This window comes from Stenotrophomonas maltophilia group sp. msm1, from assembly GCF_032025805.1.
GTDB lineage: Bacteria > Pseudomonadota > Gammaproteobacteria > Xanthomonadales > Xanthomonadaceae > Stenotrophomonas > Stenotrophomonas hibiscicola.
Genome location: NZ_JAVSKH010000002.1, coordinates 269,091 through 289,093 on the forward strand (window position 1 = coordinate 269,091; position 20,003 = coordinate 289,093).

Consider the following 20,003-nt stretch of genomic DNA (forward strand, 5'->3'; position numbering starts at 1 on the left):
CCGGCAACCGCCCCCGTTTACGCGCGATGTGAGCCGATGACCGCCAACCCCGATTCCCTGATCCGCTTCCTGCTGCCCGACGCTGGCGTCCGTGGCGTCCACGTGCGCCTGCAGGCCACCTGGCAGGAAATCCTGTCCCACGCCGCGTACCCGGACACCGCTGCCGAACTGCTCGGCGAGGCCTGTGTTGCCTCGGCGCTGTTCACTGGCCATACCAAGATCGATGGGCGCCTGTCGATCCAGCTGCGTAGCAGCACCGCCCTGCGCACCCTGTTCGCCGAATGCACCGCCGCCGGTACCCTGCGCGGCATCGCCCAGCTCAGCGAGGGGGCCGATGCGCCGCGCGACCTGTCCAGCCTGGGCGATGACGCCCTTCTCGCGATCACCATCGAAAACCCGGGCCTGGACCCGCGCGAGCCGCAGCGCTACCAGAGCCTGGTCGCACTGACCGCACCGGAGCTGGACGAGGCCTTCGAGGACTACTTCCGCCAGTCCGAGCAGCTGCCGACGCGCCTGCTGCTGGCCGCCGACCGCAATGGCGCCGCCGGCCTGCTGCTGCAGAAGCTGCCAGGCGATGAGGGTGACGAGGACGGCTGGGCGCGTGCCAGCGCCCTGTTCGAGACCCTGGGCAAGGCCGAACTGCTGGCCACCCCGGCCGAGCAGCTGCTGCACCGCCTGTTCCACGAGGAGAAGCCGGAACTGATGGGCGACAAGCCGCTGTCCTTCGCCTGCTCCTGTTCCCGCGAGCGGGTCGCATCGATGCTGCAGTCGCTGGGCGAGGACGAGGCACGTGCCGCGGCTGCGGACACCGGCGCCGTCGAGGTCCGTTGCGAATTCTGCGGGCGGGAGTATCACTTTCCTTTGACGGAGTTCGGCATACTGTTCCACGGTGCCGAGGGGACTGTACCGGCGCCCGAACGGCTTCAGTGAACAGCTTGTCTTGCATCTGGGGGGATCAAGGCTTGTTAAGAATTCATAAACACCCTACGATCAAGTTCCCGTCTCTACGGGAACTTCCGTTGTCCGCCCTTGTCTGAACTGGTCCGATGCGTACCTTCCTGCGTCTACCGCTGGCCCTGCTGATCGCCCTTGGCGCGATCACGGGCGCGCACGCGCAGAGCAAGGACACCCGGACCGTGCTGCCGGTATGGAACAAGGGCAGCGGCAAGGTCGAGGCATTGCTGTACCTGGAGCCCACCGGTGAACAGGCTGCCGGCGCCCGCTGGCACTTCGGCCGCAACTCGCTGGATGCGGCCTTCGGCCTGTCGTCCGGCGATTCGCTGGGCCTGCTCTGCAACAGCAGCAGCGGGACCAGCATGAGCGGCCTGGCCAGTCACTGCATGCTGGCCAGCCTGGGTGACGATGACGACCTCAACAGCCGCCGCTTCACCGGGACTGCCGCGCTGAACCGCGGCAGCGGCCGCCTCGGCATCACCGCGGGCGCGGGCCGTGAAACCCTGCCGGCGTGGCTGTCCGGCCCGAACAAGACACCCTCGCTGCGCGCCGAGCAGAACGATCTGACCGTGTTCGCGCAGAAGAACATCGGCCGCGAGGGTTTTGTCTCGATTGCCGGTACCTACGCCAAGGCGCGGCTGGTACCGTTGGCCGACGCAGCGCCGTCCATCGCCGACCGCTGGGACAGCAAAAGCCTGAGCATTGGCGCCGGGTACGGCAATTTCACCGGCAGCATCATCGGCCGCGTGATCGACGTGCCGGGCAAGCCTGGCAAGTGGGAAGGCCTGGGCATCGGCCTGACCTGGCGCACCCCGTGGTCCGGCCAGCTGACCGTTGGCGCCGAGAACGTGATCAGCCGGGGCAAGAATCCGTTCTCCCCGCGCAATGAAAGCAATGACGACGGCACCGTGCCGTACGTGCGTTACGAACAGGATCTCTGACCCGGCCCACGTGGGTCTTCACTGCAATGACTTCTTCCGGGCGCCGAAAGGCGCCCGTTGCATGTGCGCGCTCGTGATACACGCAGCGCGCTTTTCGGCGTACTGGATACCGCGCAACGCATGCCGACACACTGTGATACACATCAACGAGAACTTTTTTCGTCACTTTGCGCTAACAAACGAGACATTGTCAGCGCACGTGCACTTCAACCCTTTGATTTCCAGTGTGAAATTTCATTTTTACCAAAATCACAGGCTTGATTAACGCAGCTTTAATTCTTGGCCAACGCCCGCTACTATCGGTTCAGCCCTCGCGATTTGGGAGCGCTTTTCGCTCCCCCGCCGGGCATTAACCCAGCCAAGATTTCTTGGAGAGAGAGAGCCAATGAATTTCCAGTCCAACAAGCTGCGCGACGCCGTTCTGGTCGCGCTCGTTGCCGGTGTGGCGTCCACAGCCACCGCCCAGGCTCAGGAAGCGACCAACCTTGACCGCATCTCGGTCACCGGTTCGCGCATCAAGAGCACCGACATCGAAACCTCGCAGCCGGTCCTGAGCCTGACCCGCGCCGACATCGAAAAGCAGGGCGTGACCTCGGTCGCCGACATCCTGCAGCGCGTCGCCGCCAACGGCGCCGCGCTGAACCGTACGTTCAACAACGGCGGTGATGGCTCGGCCGGCATCAGCCTGCGCAACCTGGGTTCTGCGCGTACCCTGGTGCTGGTCAATGGCCGTCGCTGGACCACCGGTCTGGATGGCAGCGTCGACCTGAACACCATCCCGACCGCGATGATCGAGCGTATCGACGTCCTCAAGGACGGCGCGTCGACCATCTACGGTTCGGACGCGATCGCCGGCGTGGTGAACATCATCACCAAGCAGAACTTCGATGGCGCGGAAGCCAACTTCTACAAGGGCCAGTACAGCGCTGGTGACGGCGAACGCGAAGCAGCCGACTTCACCATCGGTACCACCACCGATCGCGCGTCGCTGATGCTGGGTGTCTCCTACGTGAAGGAAGACAAGGTCATGGCTGGTGATCGCAAGATCTCCGCCGGCGGCCCTCCGTTCTTCGACGGCCAGAGCAGCACCGGCATGCCGGGTTCCTACCTGCGCAATGACGAGCGCTATGTCCTGATCAACGGCGTGGAAACGCCGTTCAATGCCAACGTCCACGGCTACAACACCGCACCGGACAACTACCTGCTGACCCCGCAGGAGCGCACCTCGCTGTTCGCATCGGGCTCGTACAACATCACCGACAACGTCACCTTCCGCACCGAGGCGATGTACAACGAGCGCAAGTCCGAACAGCTGCTGGCCGCCATGCCCGTCACCGGCATGCGCCTGAGCAAGGACAGCATGTACAACCCGACCGGTGAGGACCTGACCGGCGTCAACCGTCGCTTCAACGAGAGTGGCGGCCGTTCGTTCAACCAGAACGTCAAGAACTGGCACTTCTACGGTGGCTTCGAAGGCTTCTTCGAGTTCGCCGATCGCAACTTTGACTGGGACGTCGGCTACCGCTACGACAAGACTGACCAGAACGACCTGACCTATGGCCTGTTCAACCTGGCCAACCTGCGCAACGCCTATGGTCCGTCCGAGCTTCGTGGTGGCGTGCCGGTGTGCGTTACCGCTCCGGGTGGCGACATCATCCAGGGTTGCGTGCCGGTCAATGCGCTGGGCCCGGAAGGCTCGATCAGCCAGGGTGCCATCGACTACACCTCGTTCACCGCCCACGACTCTTCCAACCTGGTGTCCAAGGGCTACTACGCCAACATCTCCGGTGAAATCGCCCAGCTGCCGGCAGGTGCCCTGGCGTTCGCCGCAGGCTACGAGTACCGCAAGGAATCCGGCCAGTTCGATCCGGACGCCTTCATTGCTGCGGGCCTGAGCACCGGCAACGGCGCCAAGCCGACCAAGGGCAGCTATGACCTGGACGAGTTCTTCCTGGAACTGTCGATCCCTGTCCTGGCCGATCTGCCGGGCGCCAAGCTGCTGGACTTCAGCGCGGCAACCCGCTACTCGAAGTACAGCAACTTCGGCAACACTACCAACAACAAGTTCGGCTTCCGCTGGAAGCCGATCGACGACCTGATGATCCGCGGCAACTACTCGGAAGGCTTCCGCGCGCCGAGCATCAGCAACCTGTTCGCAGGTGATGGCGATTCGTTCGAAACCTACGCCGATCCGTGCGCGGCCGCCAATGGCCCGACCGGTGCAGTGCTGGCGCAGTGTATTGCCCAGGGTGTTCCGGCTGGCTTCGTGCAGCCCAATACCCGCGACGATGACGGCGTGCCGCAGTCCGGTGCCGCCCAGACCGCCGAGCCGTTCACCTGGAAGTCCAACCCGAACCTGAAGCCGGAAACCTCGACCAGCAAGACGCTGGGCCTGGTGTGGAGCCCGAGCTTCGTGACCGGCCTGAACGTGACCCTGGACTGGTGGCAGATCAAGATCGATGATGCCATCACCCGTCCGGCAATCCAGGACATCATGAACTACTGCTACGGCGGCTCGCCGGCTGAGCAGGCAGCCTACTGCGGCCTGATCACCCGTGACCCGACCTACGGCACTGCCGCCGAGCGCTACACCATCACCAACGTCGACATGCCGCTGCAGAACCTGGCGTCGTACAAGGTGGAAGGCTGGGATCTGGGCATCCTGTATCGCCTGCCGGAAACCTCGATCGGCCAGTTCACCATTACCCTCGACAGCACCTACCTGAGCAAGTGGGAAACCAAGGCCACCGAAGACTCGCAGGTCGAAGGTCGCCAGGGACGTTACCTCGATCAGGATCCGTACTGGCGCATCCGTTCCAACCTGTACGTCGACTGGTCCTATGGTGATTTCGGCGTCAACTACGGCCTGCGTTACAAGTCGGGGATGACCGAGTCCTGCCTGCTGGGTGGTTCGCTGCGCAACTACTGCTCGGATCCCGAGAACCGCGAGAACCACATGGGCGCGACCACCTACCACGACGTCCAGTTCCGCTACAACACGCCGTGGAAGGGCACCATCATGGTCGGCCTGAACAACGTGTGGGACAAGAACCCGCCGGTCTCGTACTCGACCTCGTACAACATGTTCGACCCGCAGTACGACCTGCCGGGCCGCTACATGTACATGCAGTACAAGCAGAAGTTCTGATCGATCCACTGATCGGCTGATGCAGCAACGGCCCCACAAGGGGCCGTTGTTTTTTGTGCATTCCAAGCTGCGGCAGCACCCAACGAAAAAGGCCGCGGCAATTGCCGCGGCCTTCTGCACTCAACGAAGCAACAACGCTCAACCGTTGGGAATCAGCGTCTCGATCAGGTGCTCCACGTAGGCTTCGAAATCCTCGCGCGCCTGCTTCGGCTGCTGCAGCTGCAACGACAACTGCAGGAAGCCGACATAGGCGGCGTAGGCCAGGCGTGCGCGATGGCGTGCATCGGTCGAGCTGAGCCCTGCCTGGCGGAACGAGGCAACCAGATAGTCGAGGCGACGCTGCGAAACCCGGTCGATCACCGGCCGCACCATCGGATGGTCCAGCGCCTTCAGCAGCTCGCTGTAGATGATGTGCGGCTGCACTTCATGCGCCACCATCTGGAACAGCTGGCGCAGGCGCACACGCGGATCCGGTACGTCTTCCAGGCTGCCGAACACCTGTTCCTGTTCGAACAGTTCCCAGCGCTCCAGCGCCGCCTGCAGCAATGCATCGCGCGAAGGGAAATGCCAGTAGAAACTGCCCTTGGTCACGCCGAGTCGCCGCGCCAGCGGTTCCACCGCAACGGCGCCTACGCCTTGTTCAGCAATCAGGTCGAGGGCCGCCTGGGCCCAGTCTTCGGCACTCAGGCGGCTGTTGCGGCCGGCGCGCGGTTCGCCGGCGGAAGCGTCAGGTTGATTCATGGACTGATTTAACCATACGCCGGGGTTCGTTGCAGTACGCCGTTGCAGGCGAAACCGTCAAAGCCCCCCCTGGACCCTAACCTGCAACGCACCATACGATGCAGTATTGACTTCCCCCGCAAGCGATCCATACTAGCAAGTATGGTTATGTCCCCTACTCCCGCTGCGTTCCATGACCTGCGCCTGGAGGCCGCCCATGGCGCCCGCCTCGCGGCCACGGCCAGCGAGCACGGTCGTCGTGGTCGCGTGCTGTTCGCGCACGGCTTCGGCCAGACCCGCCACGCCTGGAACGCCACCGCACGCGCCCTGTCTGCGGCCGGCCTGCAGACACTCGCTTACGACGCGCGCGGCCATGGCGATTCAGACTGGAATGCCGCCGACCTGCCTTATCACGGCGAACAGTTCGCTGATGACCTGATCGTGCTGGCCGGTGAACAGCCGCGTGCGCCGGTGCTCGTTGCAGCGTCAATGGGCGGGCTGTTCGGCCTGCTGGCTGAGTCGCGCTGGCCCGGCCTGTTCTCGGCGATGGTACTGGTCGACATCACGCCGCGCTGGGATATCGCCGGCGTCGAACGCATCCTCGCCTTCATGACCGCCCATCCCGACGGCTTTGCCTCGCTGGCCCAGGCCGCCGATGTGATCTCGGCCTACATGCCTCACCGCCCGCGCAAATCCGAGCAGTCGCTGCGTGCCTTGCTACGCGAAGACGGACACGGCCGCTGGCGCTGGCATTGGGACCCGCGCCTGGTGGCCGAACTGGCCCGCGACAGCGAGCAGCACCAGGACGCACTGGCCGAGGCCGCGCGCCAGGTGAAGTGCCCGCTGCTGCTGGTCAGCGGCGGCCGCAGCGATCTGGTCACGCCGCAGACCGTGGCCGAATTCCTGGCGTTGGCGCCGCACGCGCGCCATGTACAACTGCCGCAGGCCACGCATATGGTCGCAGGCGATGACAACGACGCCTTTACCGCTACTGTGTTGGACTATCTGGACGTGTTGCCCGCAGCGGATGCTGCGGCTTCGTCCGCCACAAACGAGCACGTCACCGGAGCACGCTCATGAGCATCGTTCTTCCCTTCCTCGCCCTGCTGCTGGCAGGCGCGTTCGTCGCCTACCACCGCATGCGGCTGGTTACCTGGACGCTGATCAGCGTGGCCCTGCTGGTCGCCTGCTGGTTCATCCCCTACGTCAACCAGACCGCCACGATCGTGGCGGCCGCCGTGTTGGCCGTCATCGCCGTGCCGCTGCTGCTGCCGTTCATCCGCAAGCCGCTGCTGACCGGCCCGATGATGAAGGTGTTCCGCAAGGTGCTGCCGCCGCTGTCGCAAACCGAGCGCATCGCGCTGGAAACCGGTTCGGTCGGATTCGAGGGCGAACTGTTCACCGGTGATCCGGACTGGAACATCCTGCTCAACTACCCCAAGCCGCAGCTGACTGCCGAAGAACAGGCCTTCCTTGATGGCCCCGTCGAAGAGTTGTGCGCGATGGTCAACGACTGGGAAATCACCCACGTCCATGCCGACCTGCCGCCGGAGCTGTGGGCCTTCATCAAGAAGAACAAGTTCTTCGGCATGATCATCCCGAAGGAATATGGCGGCCTGGGCTTCTCCGCGCTGGCCCACCACAAGGTGATCCAGAAGCTGGCCTCGGTGTCCTCGGTGGTCAGCTCCACCGTCGGCGTACCCAACTCGCTGGGCCCGGGTGAACTGCTGGTGCATTACGGCACCCAGGAACAGAAGGACCAGTACCTGCCGCGCTTGGCCGATGGCCGTGAAGTGCCCTGCTTCGGCCTGACCGGTCCGTTCGCCGGTTCCGACGCCACCTCGATTCCCGATTACGGCATCGTCTGCAAGGGCGAGTGGAACGGCGAGCAGGTGCTCGGCGTCAAGCTGACCTTCGACAAGCGCTACATCACCCTGGCACCGGTCGCCTCGCTGATCGGCCTGGCCTTCCGCATGTACGATCCCGATGGCCTGATCGGCGATACCCGCGATATCGGCATCACCCTGGGCCTGCTGCCGCGCGACACAGCCGGCGTGGAGATCGGTCGTCGCCACTTCCCGCTGAACTCGACCTTCCAGAACGGTCCGATCCGGGGCAAGGATGTGTTCATCCCGCTGACCCAGCTGATCGGTGGCGCGGCCATGGCCGGCAAGGGCTGGAACATGCTCAACGAGTGCCTGGCCGTAGGCCGCTCGATCACCCTGCCGTCCACCGCCAGCGGTGGTGCCAAGGCCGGTGCGGCCGTCACCGGCGCCTATGCACGCATCCGCAAGCAGTTCGGCCTGTCGGTCGGCCGCTTCGAGGGCGTCGAGGAGGCGCTGGCCCGCATCGGTGGCAAGGCCTACAAGATCAGCGCACTGTCGCAGGCCACCGCCGCGGCGGTCGACCGCGGTGACGTGCCGTCGGTGCCGTCGGCCATCGCCAAGTATCACTGCACCACCATGAGCCGCGAAGTGATCTCGGACATGATGGACGTGATCGGCGGCAAGGGCATCATCCTGGGGCCGCGCAACTTCGCCGGCCGCAGCTGGCAGGCCGCGCCGATCGCGATCACCGTGGAAGGCGCCAACATCATGACCCGCAGCCTGCTGATCTTCGGCCAGGGTGCGATCCTCTGCCACCCATGGGTGCTGAAGGAGATGAAGGCGGCGCAGGATCCGGACACCCGTGCCGGCCTGCAGGAGTTCGACCGCAGCCTGTTCGGCCACATCCGCTACGGCATCTCCAACGCCGTGCGTTCGTTCTGGTTCGGCCTGACCGGCGCGCGCTTCGGCGCCGCTCCGGGTGACGCCTACACCCGCCGCTACTTCCGCAAGCTGGACCGTTACTCGGCCAACCTGGCCCTGATGGCCGACATCTCGATGATGACCCTCGGCGGCAAGCTGAAGTTCAAGGAATCGCTGTCCGGCCGCCTGGGCGACGTGCTGAGCCATGTCTACATGACCAGCGCCATGCTCAAGCGCTACCACGACGAAGGTGCACCGCAGGCCGACCAGCCGCTGCTGGCCTGGGCCTTCCATGACAGCGTGCACAAGATCGAAGAGTCGCTGTCGGCCGCGCTGCGCAACTTCCCGATCCGTCCGATCGGCTGGCTGATGTGGGCGCTCATCTTCCCGTTGGGCCGTCGTGCCGAGGCGCCGGGCGATCGCCTGAGCCGCCGTGTCGCCGCCCTGCTGATGGCGCCGAACGAAGCCCGCGACCGCCTGGCCAGTGGCGTGTTCCTGACCCCGTGCGAGAACAACCCGGGTGGCCGCATCAACAGCTACCTGAGCAAGGCGATCATGGCCGAGCCGGTGGAGCGCAAGTTCCTCAAGGCGCTGAAGAGCAAGGGCATCGAGGCGCTGGATTTCAAGAGCCAGCTGGACGAGGCCGTGGCCGAGGGCGTGATCACCCAGGACGAGCGCAGCCTGCTGGAAGAGCTGCGCACGCTCACCCTGGACACCATCACCGTGGACGACTTCGACACCCACGAACTGCGCGCGGCCAGCTACTACGACCGCCAGCACAAGGACCCGCATTCGCAGGCGGCCTGATCGCCCGCGACACGCGTTGCCTTCGACGGCGGGCCTGGGCCCGCCGTCGCTTTATCCGCCGAACGGGATTCCACCATGTCCACGCCCCTGCTCTCGCTCTACAATCGCCTGCAGCGCTGGCCTGCTGGCAACTGGCTTTTCTCGCGCGCGGTGTGTTTCAAGGCGCCCTACTTCGCCAGCATCGCGCCGTGCATCACCCGCCTGGAACACGGCCGCTGCGAAGGGACGCTGGCCGACCGCCGCAGGGTACGCAACCACATCGGCACGGTGCATGCGATCGCGATGTGCAACCTGGCCGAACTGACCGCCGGGTTGATGGTCGATGCATCGCTGCCGAAGGGCATGCGCTGGATCCCGAAGGGGATGCAGGTGCAGTACCTGGCCAAGGCACGAGGCACGCTGCAGGCGGTGGCGCTGCCGGCACAGCCGATTGTCGTCGCGGCCGAAGGCTATGCGCTGCCGGTGACGGTCAGCCTGCGCGACCGGGCGGGGACGGAAGTGTTCAGCGCGGTCATCGACATGTGGATGTCGCCGGCGAAGTAGGTTCCCGCGAACGACGCAGCCCCTCGTGGGTGGACGCGGGATGCGGTTTATCGGTTGGGCCGGAGGGGGTGGGGCCAGGCGGGGACGCCGTGAATCCGTCCTTGGAGGCTTAGCCGCGCCATCCATAGCGCGGATACCCCGCCCGGCCCCCCCCTCCGGCCTCGGACGGATCTCTGCGGCGTCCCCCACGGAAGAGAGAAAGAAGAGCAAAAGCAAAAGCGACCCATCGGCCGCTTTTTTCCATGCACGCAGAATCCACGAGCGCAGCGACCCGCTGTTGCTCTTGATCTTCTTTTTTCTTCTCCGTGGGCTGGCCGCGCACGGAACCTGTCTGAGGCCGGGCGGGTTGGGTTCGCGGGGGTGTCCGCGGCATGGATGCCGCGGCCAAGCCTACACGGACGTACTTGCGGCGTCCCCCGCGAACCCAACCCGCCCGGCCACCCCCATGACAAGCTCTACGCGACCACCCCACGAGGGGCTGCGCCGTTGGCTGGAAACTACGCTACCGCGCGAAACACCAACGCCAGGATCGCAGGCACCGCCTGGATCATGAAAATTCGGCGGCTCACGCTGTACGCCCCATAGCACCCCGCCACCACCACGCAGGCCAGCGAGAACGTCACCAGCACTGGCTGATCGATCACCAGCCCCACTACGATGCCCGCCGCCAGGAAGCCGTTGTACAGGCCCTGGTTGGCCGCCAGCACGCGCGTGATCTCTGCCTTCTCCGGCGTGTTGCGGAAGGTCTTCAGGCCCAGCGGGCGGGTCCACAGGAACATCTCCAGCACCAGGAAGTACAGGTGCAGCACCGCGACCAGCACGGTCAGCAGCAACGCGATCAGCGACATCGTTTCTCTCCTCGGGAAGATTGGGCCGCGTCAGCGGTCGCGCGGAAGTTTCTTTTCTTCGCGCAGCACGCCGAACGCGGCCAAGGTCATGAAGCCGGCCACCACCACGCCACCCATGAACACCACGTGCGAGCCGAACAGGGACAGCCCCTTGTGCAGCCACGCAAAGCTCAGGTCCGCGCCCCGGTAGACCACCGTGTCGATCGCTGCGCCGGCCTTATAGCGCCACTGGCGGTCCACGCGGGTGTAGATGGTTTCGCGCGCCGGCTTGGCCAGCGCGAATTCACTGGCGCGGGTCATCACCTGCACCACCGCGACCATCAGCGGCATCGGCGAGGCCGCCAGCACCGAGAAGCCGATCAGGATCGCGAAACCAGGAATCAGCAGCGCCGGCGCAATGCCATGCCGGGACAGCAGCCAGCGGGTCAGGGCGAGCTGCATCAGCAGCGCCAGTGCGTTCACCGCCAGGTCGATACGCGAGAAGAACGCGGTGGCGGCGCCTGCATCATTGAATGAGGCACGCACGATAGTGGCCTGCTGGTTGTACAAAAGGGTGCCAATGCCCACACCGAACAGCACCATGATCGCCAGCCAACGCAGCAGGGGTTCCCGAACGATCAGCTTGAGGCCGTCGAGCACACTACCGCCCATCGGTTTTTCTCCCGACACCAGCCGCTGCTCACGCTCGCGCAGCACCGCCCAGTGCCGCAAGCGCCAGATGCAGAACAGGCAGACCATCAGGAATCCGGTGGATACCAGCATCAGGTTGGCAATACCCACCCTCTGCACGAGCACACTGGTGATGAACGGCCCGAGGAAGGCACCGATGGTGCCGGCCGCGCCGATGTATCCGTAGAAGGCACGCGCCTGCGCGTTTGAAAAGACGTCGGCCATGAAGCTCCAGAACACCGCCACCGCGAACAGATTGAAGACGCTGATCCAGAAGAAGAAGGCCATGCCGCGCCCCGGCACGTTGCTATCGAACAACGCATAGAAAACCAGCAGAGTGACGATGAAGAACCCATACACCGCCGGCAGGAACACCCGCCGCGGGAAGCGGCTGACCAGCCAGCCGTACACCGGCTGCAGTACCAGCATGATCACGAACACGCAGGAGAACAGGAACTGCAGGACGAAGTCCTTCAGCGCGATGCCATGGCTGGCGAACCAGGCGATCAGCATCGGCGGAAACACGGTCTCCAGGTCAGCCGAGGCAGCCATCGCCTCACGCACCGGGCGCAGCACGTAGTAGCCGCTGAGCAGGCAGAAGAAGTACAGGAACGACCACCACAGCGCCGGCGACTCACGTAGTGCCGCCGTCAGCCCACGCAGCGGCCCCTTGCCCTTCACCGCGCTCACGCGGCGTCCCTCGCCAGAAGACGGCGGTTGGACAGCGGCATGGCAGGCTCCGGGGCGGTGAAGCGCGTACGTTAGCCAATGCACTGCAACATCGCCAGCGTGACGCGCGCACCGATGGCCGCAACGTAGTGGCATGAGAGGCAGGAACGACACGTTCGGACACACTTCCAGAGCGTCAAAATGCCAACTTTTTCAACGAGATGCGCATTCATCTTCGCTTTGTTTGTGCACAGGGGAAAAGCGGCGCTAGAATCGCCATCAGCAGTCGCGCACGGGTCCAACCGATGAAAAAGAACAGCCTGCGTCGTCCGATCCGATCGGCGGCCACCGGTTTGCTGGGCATGTTGATGCCCGTTGCCTTGTCCACCACCGCGCAGACCCCGCCGGCGTTGCCGCCGATGCCGACCAACATCGAAACTGCTGCGGGTCCCACCGTCGCCCACACCCAGCCAGCGGCCTACCGCACCGGCCTGGTGCCCCGCGTGCAGGCCCCGGCGCCCGGCTTCAACGTCGCCAACATCGAATCGATGGCGCAGCAGCTCACCTATGGCGAACGCGTGCCGGGCATGGCGGTGGCGATCGTGCAGGGCGGCCGTATCCTCAGCGCGCGCGGCTATGGCGTCACCGACGTCAACAATCCGCTGCCAGTTGATGCGCACACCGTGTTCCGCCTGGCCTCGCTGTCCAAGGCCTTCGCCGGCACCATGGCCGGCCTGCTGGTCAACGACGGCACGCTGCGCTGGGACAGCAAGGTCACCGACTACGTGCCGGGTTTCCGCCTGAACTCGCCGGAAGCCACTGATCGCCTGACCGTGGCCGACGTGCTCAGCCATCGCGTCGGCCTGCCGTACAACGCCTACGACCGCGACATCGAAGGCAACGCCGAGTACTACGCGTTGACCCAGAAACTGGCCAACACCAGCCTGAAGTGCCTGCCGGGCGAGTGCTATGCCTACCAGAACGTGGCCTTCAGCCTGATCGGCGATGTCGTCTACGCGGCCTCCGGCAGCTTCTACGAGCAGTCGGTCGAGCGCCGTATCTTCAAGCCGCTGGGCATGAACGATGCCAGCCTCGGCCTGGCCGGCATCCAGGCCAGCTCGCGCTGGGCGCGTCCGCACGTGCGCAGCCGCAACGGCTGGGTCTCGCTGACGCCGAAGCCGACCTACTACCGGGTCGCCCCGGCGGCCGGCGTCAATGCCAGTGCCAGCGACATGGCGCAGTGGCTGCTCGCCCACACCGGCCACCGCCCCGACGTGCTGCCGGCACCGCTGCTGGCCACGCTGCATTCGAGCCTGATCAGCACCCCCGGCGAGATGCGTTCAGGCTGGCGCCGTGAGCGCCTGCATTCGGCGGGCTATGCCCTGGGCTGGCGCACCTTCGACTACGCCGGCCACGACGTGGTGTTCCATGCCGGTGCCGTACAGGGTTACCGCGGCCTGGTCGCGCTGGTGCCGGAACGCGATCTGGGCATCGCCATCATGTGGAACGGCGAAAGCAGCCTGCCCAGCGGCCTGCTGCCGACCGTGCTCGACTCCGCGCTCGGCCTGCCGGCGCAGCGCTGGCTGGACGTGGACACCGACTTCGGCAGCGACAACCTGATGGCCGAGGGCAGCAGCCCTGCGCAGCAGCAGGACAAGCGCAAGGGCAAGGGCGCCTCGAGCAACCGCGCGGTGGCTTCCCCGCGCTGATCCGGCGGGCTCGACCGTGAGCATCAAGGGCGGCCTGGGGGCCGCCCTTTTTGTGTTTTGTAGGACCTGGCCATGCCCGGCCAGCTCGGAAGACAGGCCCCTGCTCCACAGATGCAGCGCGTCAAACGTCAGAAAGGCAGTCGGCCATGGCTCGGTGCTGGCAATGGCCCCATAAAAAAACCCCCTCCCCGCTGGGCAGCCAGGGAAGGGGTTTCAGGATGCGGCTATCGGGAAGTACTTAGATCAGCGGTGCCGGGGTTGCCGGCAGAGCGACCGGAGCGGCCTTCTTCTTGCGGGCGGCCGGCTTGCGCTTGGCAACCTTCTTGGCTGCCTTCTTCGGGGCAGCCTTCTTGGTGGCCTTCTTCGCGGTCTTCTTCACTGCCTTCTTGGCGGTCTTCTTGACGGCCTTCTTGGCAGTTGCCTTCTTCGCGACCTTCTTGGCCGGCTTGCGGGCCGTTGCCTTCTTGGCAGTCTTCTTGGTGGCCTTCTTGGCTACCTTCTTGGTGGCCTTCTTGGCAGTGGACTTCTTGGCGACCTTCTTCGCAGCCTTCTTCACCGCCTTCTTGGCAGTCGCCTTCTTCGCGACCTTCTTCACTGCCTTCTTGGCAGCGGCCTTCTTCGCGACCTTCTTCACCGCTTTCTTGGCGGCGGGCTTTTTCTTCGCAGCTTTCTTGGTTGCCATGGGATGGCTCCTCGTCAGTGATAGGGAGTTGAAACGCCCAGGTGGATCAAACCCGCGGATGCTGCGTGCGGGGACCGCCGGCGCGTCAGGCGCGCCGTTACGGATGCGGCAATGCCAGCCTCGATCGGCGGAGCGGGCATCGGAACGGGAGTTGCCTTGCATTTCTCCGGGGGAAGCGGGGCCATGTCCACCGTCATCAGGGTCGCGGTGGTCTTGAAGGGGCTGCTTCGCATCGGACGATTGATTCTGCGCACTCGGTTGGGCAGGCAAGGTCTGCTGAGGCGAAACCTAATCACGGTTTTTTTTACTGTCAACAACCCCCGCGAAAAATTTTCACATCCGCGCCATCCATGGTGGTGCCTGCACGGTCGCCACGCTCCGCGCTCGACGACCGCCGAAGCGCCACGCACGCATGCTGCCTGCAGCAACAACCATGCAAGCGTTGAACAAAAAGTACTTGAAATAAGCACTCTGCGCAGATGCATGCACGTCGGTGGCCACTGCGTGCACACATCGCCAGCACCGGCTGCCGCTGGCACCAACGCCAGCACAACGGCGCCGCAACGGGGGGCAAAAAGTTTTCACATCCGAGTACGTCGGCGCGGGGCGGAAACGCGGATTTGCGCAAAACTGCGCACGCCGATCGGCACCGATTGTCAGTCCGCTGATGCCACGCCGAGGGTGCCAAGCGAACCGGCCGTCATGAGTCCGACGCACTCGCCAAAACGAAAACGGCCACCCGAAGGTGGCCGTTTCAGAATCCGCAAGCGCGACTCAGTGGTCGTCGCTCTCCAGGACTTCGGCGTACGCGTCCGGATCCAGCAGATCGTTGACCTCTTCGGCGTTGGCCAGTTCGACCACGAACATCCAGCCTTCGCCGTAGGCATCTTCGTTGATGGTTTCCGGCTTGTCGGACAGGGCCGAGTTGACCTCGACGACCTTGCCGCTGATCGGGCTGTAGACGTCCGAGGCGGCCTTCACCGACTCGACAACGGCGATCTGTTCGCCGGCCTTGGCCTCGGCGCCGACTTCGGGCAGTTCGACGTAGACCAGGTCACCCAGCAGGCCCTGGGCGTGGTCGGAAATACCGACGGTGACGCGGCCATTGCCTTCGACACGGGCCCACTCATGGGACTTGAGGAACTTGAGGTCGCCGGGGATCTCGCTCATGGGACTGCTCCAGAGATATGCAGGGGGTGGAAAAAACGGGGCTAGTGTAACCAACCGGCCGCCACTGCTGTCAGTGACGACCGGCACGTTCGGATCAGGCGTCGGCGAGCACGCCGGGCTGGGCCTGGCCTTCGCGCACGAACGGGAACTTGACCACGCGTACCGGCACCTGCCGGCCGCGGATGTCGACGGTGACCTGGCCGAGTTCACCGGCCGGCACGCGGGCGAAGGCGATGCCCTTGGCCAGCGTCGGCGAGAAGGTGCCGGACAGGATCTCGCCCTCGCCGCTGGCCGTCGTCACTGCCTGGCCGTGGCGCAGCACGCCCTTTTCGTCCATCACCAGGCCGATCATCTGGCGCGCGGTGCCGGCAGCCTTCTGCGCTTCCAGCGCGCCGCGGCCGATGAAGTCGCGGCCTTCGTCCAGCGACACGGTCCAGGCCAATGCTGCCTCATATGGGCTGATCTCTTCGTCCATGTCCTGGCCGTACAGGTTCATGCCGGCTTCCAGGCGCAGCGTGTCGCGCGCGCCGAGGCCTGCCGGCTTCACGCCTGCCGCCAGCAGGCGGTTCCAGAACGCGACCACGGCATCCTGCGGCAGCAGGATTTCGAAGCCGTCTTCGCCGGTGTAGCCGGTGCGGGCGACAAACAGCTCGACGCCATCGTCGGACTGCACCTGCAGGGCGGCGAAGCGGCCCAGCTTGGTCAGCGCGGCGCGGTCGGCTTCGCGGGCCAGGCTGATGACGATGTTGCGCGCCTGCGGCCCCTGCACGGCCAGGATGGCCAGGTCCGGACGCTGCTCGACGGACACGCCGAACGGTGCGGCCTGCTCACGCAGCCAGGCCAGATCCTTTTCGCGGGTCGAGGCATTGACCACCATGCGGAAGAAGTCGTCGCCCAGGTAGTAGACGATCAGGTCGTCGATGACGCCGCCACGGGGATTCAGCATGCACGAGTACAGTGCCTTGCCGGTGACCTTCAGCTTGTCGATCGAGTTGGCCAGCAGGCGGCGCAGGAACGGCTTGACCTGCTCACCACGCAGATCGACCACGGTCATGTGGCTGACGTCGAACACACCGGACTCACGGCGCACCAGGTGGTGCTCGTCCAGCTGCGAGCCGTAGTGGATGGGCATGTCCCAACCCCCGAAATCGACCATCTTGGCGCCAAGGGCGCGGTGGGTATCGTTGAGCAGCGTCTTCTGGGTCATGACCGGGTCCGGCAGCAGAGGAAACAAGAACCCCCATTATCCCAGATCGGTCACCCACAGGTCGCGCCGCAGCGCAGCGCCGGAGCCGAGCCCACGCGACGCCCGCACGAAGAGGCCCGGCTCTACAAGGAGCGGCCCGCAGCCTCAACCTGCAGCGTGCTGCCCTTTACCGCCAGCACCCGTACCCACGTACCCGCCGGCAGCTCCGGGCCGCTCACCGGCCAGGACGCGTCATCGATGCTGACCCGGCCCTGCCCGCTGACGATGCCCTGCTGCAAGGGCACCACCCGACCGACCAGCTGCTCGGCACGGCGGTTGAGCAACGGCGCATCGCTGGGCCGCGCCCTTTTCCTGCCCCAGCGCCGGTAGCACTGGATCGAGACCACGCTCAGCACGACGAAGGCAACGACCTGCCACAGCAACGGAATGCCGCTGAACACCGCAACCAGAACGAACACGGCCGCTGCGCCAATGCCGATCCACAGCATGAACGCCCCGGGTGCCAACGCCTCTGCCGCGAACAGCAGCAGCGCCAACGCGCCCCAACCGACGACTTCCCAGCGCATGTCAGCCTCCGATCGGCGGTGGCCGCTTGCCTGCGGCCTTGGTGGTCTGGTCGCCCAGTGCCTGCTTGGCCAGTTCGGCCACGCCAGCGATCGAACCGATCACGCCGCTGGCCTCCATCGGCATCAGCACCAGCTTCTGGTTCGGCGAGCTGGCCAGTTCCTTGAACGCCTCGACGTACTTCTGGGCGACGAAGTAGTTGATCGCCTGCACGTCACCTTCGGCAATCGCCGCCGACACCATCTGGGTCGCCTTGGCTTCGGCCTCGGCCAGGCGCTCGCGGGCCTCCGCATCGCGGAACGCGGCTTCGCGACGGCCCTCAGCCTCCAGCACGGTAGCCTGCTTTTCGCCATCGGCACGCAGGATCTCCGACTGGCGCGAACCCTCTGCCTCGAGGATCTGCGCGCGCTTCTCGCGCTCGGCCTTCATCTGCCGCGCCATCGCATCCAGCAGGTCGCGCGGCGGCTGGATGTCGCGGATCTCGATGCGGTTGACCTTCACGCCCCAGGGATTGGTGGCATGGTCGACCACGCTCAGCAGCTGGGCATTGATCACCTCGCGCTGGCTGAGCGATTCATCCAGGTCCATCGAGCCGATCACGGTACGGATGTTGGTCTGCACCAGGGCGATCATCGCCACTTCCAGGTTGGCCACCTCATAGGCAGCCTTGGCGGCATCCAGGACCTGGAAGAACACCACGCCGTCCACGCGCACGGCGGCGTTGTCCTTGGTGATCACTTCCTGGCTGGGCACATCCAGCACCTGCTCCATCATGTTTCACCTTGCGCCCCACCCCGTACACGATCGGGATCAGGAAATGCAGGCCCGGCGTCATGGTGTGCGTGTAGCGCCCGAAGCGCTCGACGGTCCATTCGAAGCCCTGGGGCACCATCCGTACCGCTTTGAACAGGATGACCACGGCCACGAAGGCCAGTACCACGGTAAAGAACATGGTCGGGAACATCTCGCTTTCCTTATCTGTGACGTCCAGGCCCCAGCATAGCGCGTGAAGGCCACATTCACAGCGGAACTACCAAGGCACGCGCCCGCGCAGGATGTCGGCGAACATCACCCAGTCGCCCATGAACGAGTACAGCGGATGCTGGAAGGTGGCCGGACGGTTCTTCTCGAAGAAGAAATGGCCGACCCAGGCGAATCCATAGCCGCAGGCCAGCGCAGCGAGCAACAGCATCGGCTGCCCGCGCAGGCCCGCTGCCATGACCAGCACCAGCACGCCGCAGCTGCCGATGAAGTGCAGCCGCCGCGAAACCGGGTGGCGGTGCTCGCTGAGATAGAACGGATAGAACTCGCGGAAGCTGGCGAAGCGGGACATGCGCGTGCTCCGGGAACCAGGGCCGCCACCATCATGCACCATCGCTGCCCTTGCAGCATCGAGCCATGCTCGGCTTGCGCGCGCCGGCGCAGTGGGAAGGAAGAGCGGCCGAGCATGGCTCGGCCCTACACCGATGAGGTGCGCGGACCGAACATGATCACTGCCATGCCGGCCAGGCACAGGGCGGCACCGAACAGGTCCCACCGGCTGGGACGGATGCCGTCGACCAGCCACAACCAGAACAGCGCCGTGCCGATGTAGACCCCACCGTAGGCGGCATAGACCCGCCCACTGGCGGTCGGGTGCAGGGTCAGCAGCCAGGCGAACAGCGCCAGGCTGGCGGCCGCCGGCAGCAGCAGCCAGATGCTGCCGCCCTTGCGCAGCCACAGCCACGGCAGATAGCAGCCGACGATCTCGGCCAGCGCGGTCAGCAGGAACAGGCCGAGTGTCTTCACGCTTTCTCCGCTGCCTTGGCTTGCTGCCACAGCGCTTCCTGCGCCTCCAGGTCCATCGCGGCCAGCGCTTCCCCCTGCGCGTCGGCCTGCGCTTCCATCGCACGGAAGCGACGTTCGAACTTGTGGTTGGCCCCGCGCAGCGCCGCACCCAGGTCGATGTCGGCATGGCGGGCCAGGTTGGCGCAGACGAACAGCAGGTCACCCAGCTCTTCCTGCAGGCGCGCCTTGTTGCCGGCGATATCCCCGCGCTCGAACTCCTCGCGCAGCTCCTGCAGTTCCTCGGCCGCCTTGTCCAGCACCGGCAGCGGACCTGGCCAGTCGAAACCGACCTTGGCCGCGCGCGACTGCAGCTTCACCGCACGTTGCCACTCCGGCAAGCCGCGCGAGATGCCGGCCAGTGCGGAGGTGTCCTGCTCGCCCTTGGCCGCACGCTCGGCACGCTTGATCGCCTCCCAGTTGCGCGTCACGCCGTGGGCATCGTCGACGCTCACCTCGGCGAACACGTGCGGGTGGCGGCGCTGCATCTTGTCGCTGATCGCGCGGGCCACGTCTGCGAAGGCGAAGCTGCCCTGCTCTTCGGCCATGCGCGCATGGAACACCACCTGCAGCAGCAGATCGCCCAGTTCATCGCAAAGATCATCGAGATCGCCGCGATCGATCGCATCGGCCACTTCGTAGGCTTCCTCGATGGTGTATGGCGCGATGGTTGCGAAGTTCTGCTCCAGGTCCCAAGGGCAGCCGCCCTGCGGGTCGCGCAGGCGCGCCATGATCGCCAGCAGGCGCTCCAGCTCATGGGTGGCGGCGCTGCCGGTGGTGGGAGTGTCGTGCGCGCTCATG

17 protein-coding genes and 1 pseudogene are annotated in these 20,003 nt (G+C 65.3%); 7 read left to right on the plus strand and 11 right to left on the minus strand.

Translation table 11 applies throughout. From position 1 onward, the window contains the following. The first annotated feature begins 36 nt into the window (after nt 1–36). From ROV95_RS08815 to ROV95_RS08825, 3 genes are all read left to right on the plus strand, one after another. On the plus strand, nt 37–930 hold the full coding sequence (locus tag ROV95_RS08815) for an Hsp33 family molecular chaperone HslO (RefSeq protein WP_021204702.1): 894 nt from the start codon (nt 37–39) through the stop codon (nt 928–930). Nucleotides 931–1,046: 116 nt separating this feature from the next. After that, nucleotides 1,047–1,895: a hypothetical protein gene (locus ROV95_RS08820; RefSeq protein ID WP_134732305.1), complete on the plus strand. Its 849-nt coding sequence runs from the start codon at nt 1,047–1,049 to the stop codon at nt 1,893–1,895. Between the two features lie 385 nt (nt 1,896–2,280). Beyond that, nucleotides 2,281–5,043 carry a TonB-dependent receptor gene (locus ROV95_RS08825; protein ID WP_312544013.1) on the plus strand — a complete coding sequence of 921 codons (2,763 nt, stop codon included), beginning with the start codon at nt 2,281–2,283 and terminating at the stop codon, nt 5,041–5,043. A 138-nt stretch (nt 5,044–5,181) separates the two neighbouring features. Here ROV95_RS08825 and ROV95_RS08830 read toward each other — a convergent pair whose 3' ends face one another. Further along, complete coding sequence (locus tag ROV95_RS08830) at nt 5,182–5,784, minus strand: TetR/AcrR family transcriptional regulator (RefSeq protein ID WP_005418411.1); 603 nt, start codon at nt 5,782–5,784, stop codon at nt 5,182–5,184. Between the two features lie 141 nt (nt 5,785–5,925). Here ROV95_RS08830 and ROV95_RS08835 point away from each other — a divergent pair, with 141 nt between their 5' ends. The 3 genes from ROV95_RS08835 to ROV95_RS08845 all read left to right on the plus strand — a co-directional run bounded on the left by ROV95_RS08835 (nt 5,926) and on the right by ROV95_RS08845 (nt 9,860). Further along, the gene (locus ROV95_RS08835) at nt 5,926–6,843 is read left to right on the plus strand and encodes an alpha/beta hydrolase (protein ID WP_312544014.1); all 918 of its coding nucleotides are present in this window, start codon (nt 5,926–5,928) and stop codon (nt 6,841–6,843) included. Next, the gene (locus tag ROV95_RS08840) at nt 6,840–9,317 is read left to right on the plus strand and encodes an acyl-CoA dehydrogenase (RefSeq protein WP_021204706.1); all 2,478 of its coding nucleotides are present in this window, start codon (nt 6,840–6,842) and stop codon (nt 9,315–9,317) included. The genes ROV95_RS08835 and ROV95_RS08840 overlap by 4 nt, the downstream gene beginning before the upstream one ends. 75 nt (nt 9,318–9,392) lie before the next feature. After that, the gene (locus ROV95_RS08845) at nt 9,393–9,860 is read left to right on the plus strand and encodes a hotdog fold domain-containing protein (RefSeq protein ID WP_312544016.1); all 468 of its coding nucleotides are present in this window, start codon (nt 9,393–9,395) and stop codon (nt 9,858–9,860) included. Between the two features lie 497 nt (nt 9,861–10,357). Here the strand turns inward: ROV95_RS08845 and ROV95_RS08850 are convergent, their stop codons facing one another. After that, nucleotides 10,358–10,708 (minus strand): DUF1304 domain-containing protein, encoded by a 351-nt coding sequence (locus ROV95_RS08850; protein ID WP_312544018.1) that lies wholly within the window; start codon nt 10,706–10,708, stop codon nt 10,358–10,360. A 30-nt stretch (nt 10,709–10,738) separates the two neighbouring features. Beyond that, nucleotides 10,739–12,067 carry an MFS transporter gene (locus tag ROV95_RS08855; RefSeq protein WP_227844691.1) on the minus strand — a complete coding sequence of 443 codons (1,329 nt, stop codon included), beginning with the start codon at nt 12,065–12,067 and terminating at the stop codon, nt 10,739–10,741. A gap of 284 nt (nt 12,068–12,351) precedes the next feature. Here ROV95_RS08855 and ROV95_RS08860 point away from each other — a divergent pair, with 284 nt between their 5' ends. Next, nucleotides 12,352–13,755, plus strand: coding sequence for a serine hydrolase domain-containing protein (locus ROV95_RS08860; RefSeq protein WP_019660081.1), 1,404 nt, complete (start codon nt 12,352–12,354; stop codon nt 13,753–13,755). Between the two features lie 238 nt (nt 13,756–13,993). Here ROV95_RS08860 and ROV95_RS08865 read toward each other — a convergent pair whose 3' ends face one another. The 8 genes and pseudogenes from ROV95_RS08865 to mazG form a co-directional block, all read right to left on the minus strand. Beyond that, nucleotides 13,994–14,437 carry a hypothetical protein gene (locus ROV95_RS08865; protein WP_312544019.1) on the minus strand — a complete coding sequence of 148 codons (444 nt, stop codon included), beginning with the start codon at nt 14,435–14,437 and terminating at the stop codon, nt 13,994–13,996. Nucleotides 14,438–15,211: 774 nt separating this feature from the next. Beyond that, on the minus strand, nt 15,212–15,607 hold the full coding sequence (gcvH, locus tag ROV95_RS08870) for a glycine cleavage system protein GcvH (RefSeq protein WP_019660083.1): 396 nt from the start codon (nt 15,605–15,607) through the stop codon (nt 15,212–15,214). 94 nt (nt 15,608–15,701) lie between these two features. Next, a complete protein-coding gene (gene gcvT / locus ROV95_RS08875) occupies nt 15,702–16,814 on the minus strand; it encodes a glycine cleavage system aminomethyltransferase GcvT (RefSeq protein WP_312544021.1) in 1,113 nt (370 codons plus the stop codon). Nucleotides 16,815–16,936: 122 nt separating this feature from the next. Continuing rightward, entirely contained in the window at nt 16,937–17,380 is a 444-nt protein-coding gene (locus ROV95_RS08880; protein WP_180877680.1) for an NfeD family protein, read from the minus strand. 1 nt (nt 17,381) lies between these two features. After that, nucleotides 17,382–18,342, minus strand: a pseudogene (locus tag ROV95_RS08885) (SPFH domain-containing protein). A 66-nt stretch (nt 18,343–18,408) separates the two neighbouring features. Continuing rightward, a complete protein-coding gene (locus ROV95_RS08890) occupies nt 18,409–18,711 on the minus strand; it encodes a DUF962 domain-containing protein (protein ID WP_019660087.1) in 303 nt (100 codons plus the stop codon). 125 nt (nt 18,712–18,836) lie between these two features. Further along, entirely contained in the window at nt 18,837–19,166 is a 330-nt protein-coding gene (locus tag ROV95_RS08895; protein ID WP_010482716.1) for a YnfA family protein, read from the minus strand. After that, a complete protein-coding gene (gene mazG, locus ROV95_RS08900; protein ID WP_111102081.1) occupies nt 19,163–20,002 on the minus strand; it encodes a nucleoside triphosphate pyrophosphohydrolase in 840 nt (279 codons plus the stop codon). Before mazG ends, ROV95_RS08895 begins: the two co-directional genes overlap by 4 nt. Between the last annotated feature and the right edge of the window lies 1 nt (nt 20,003).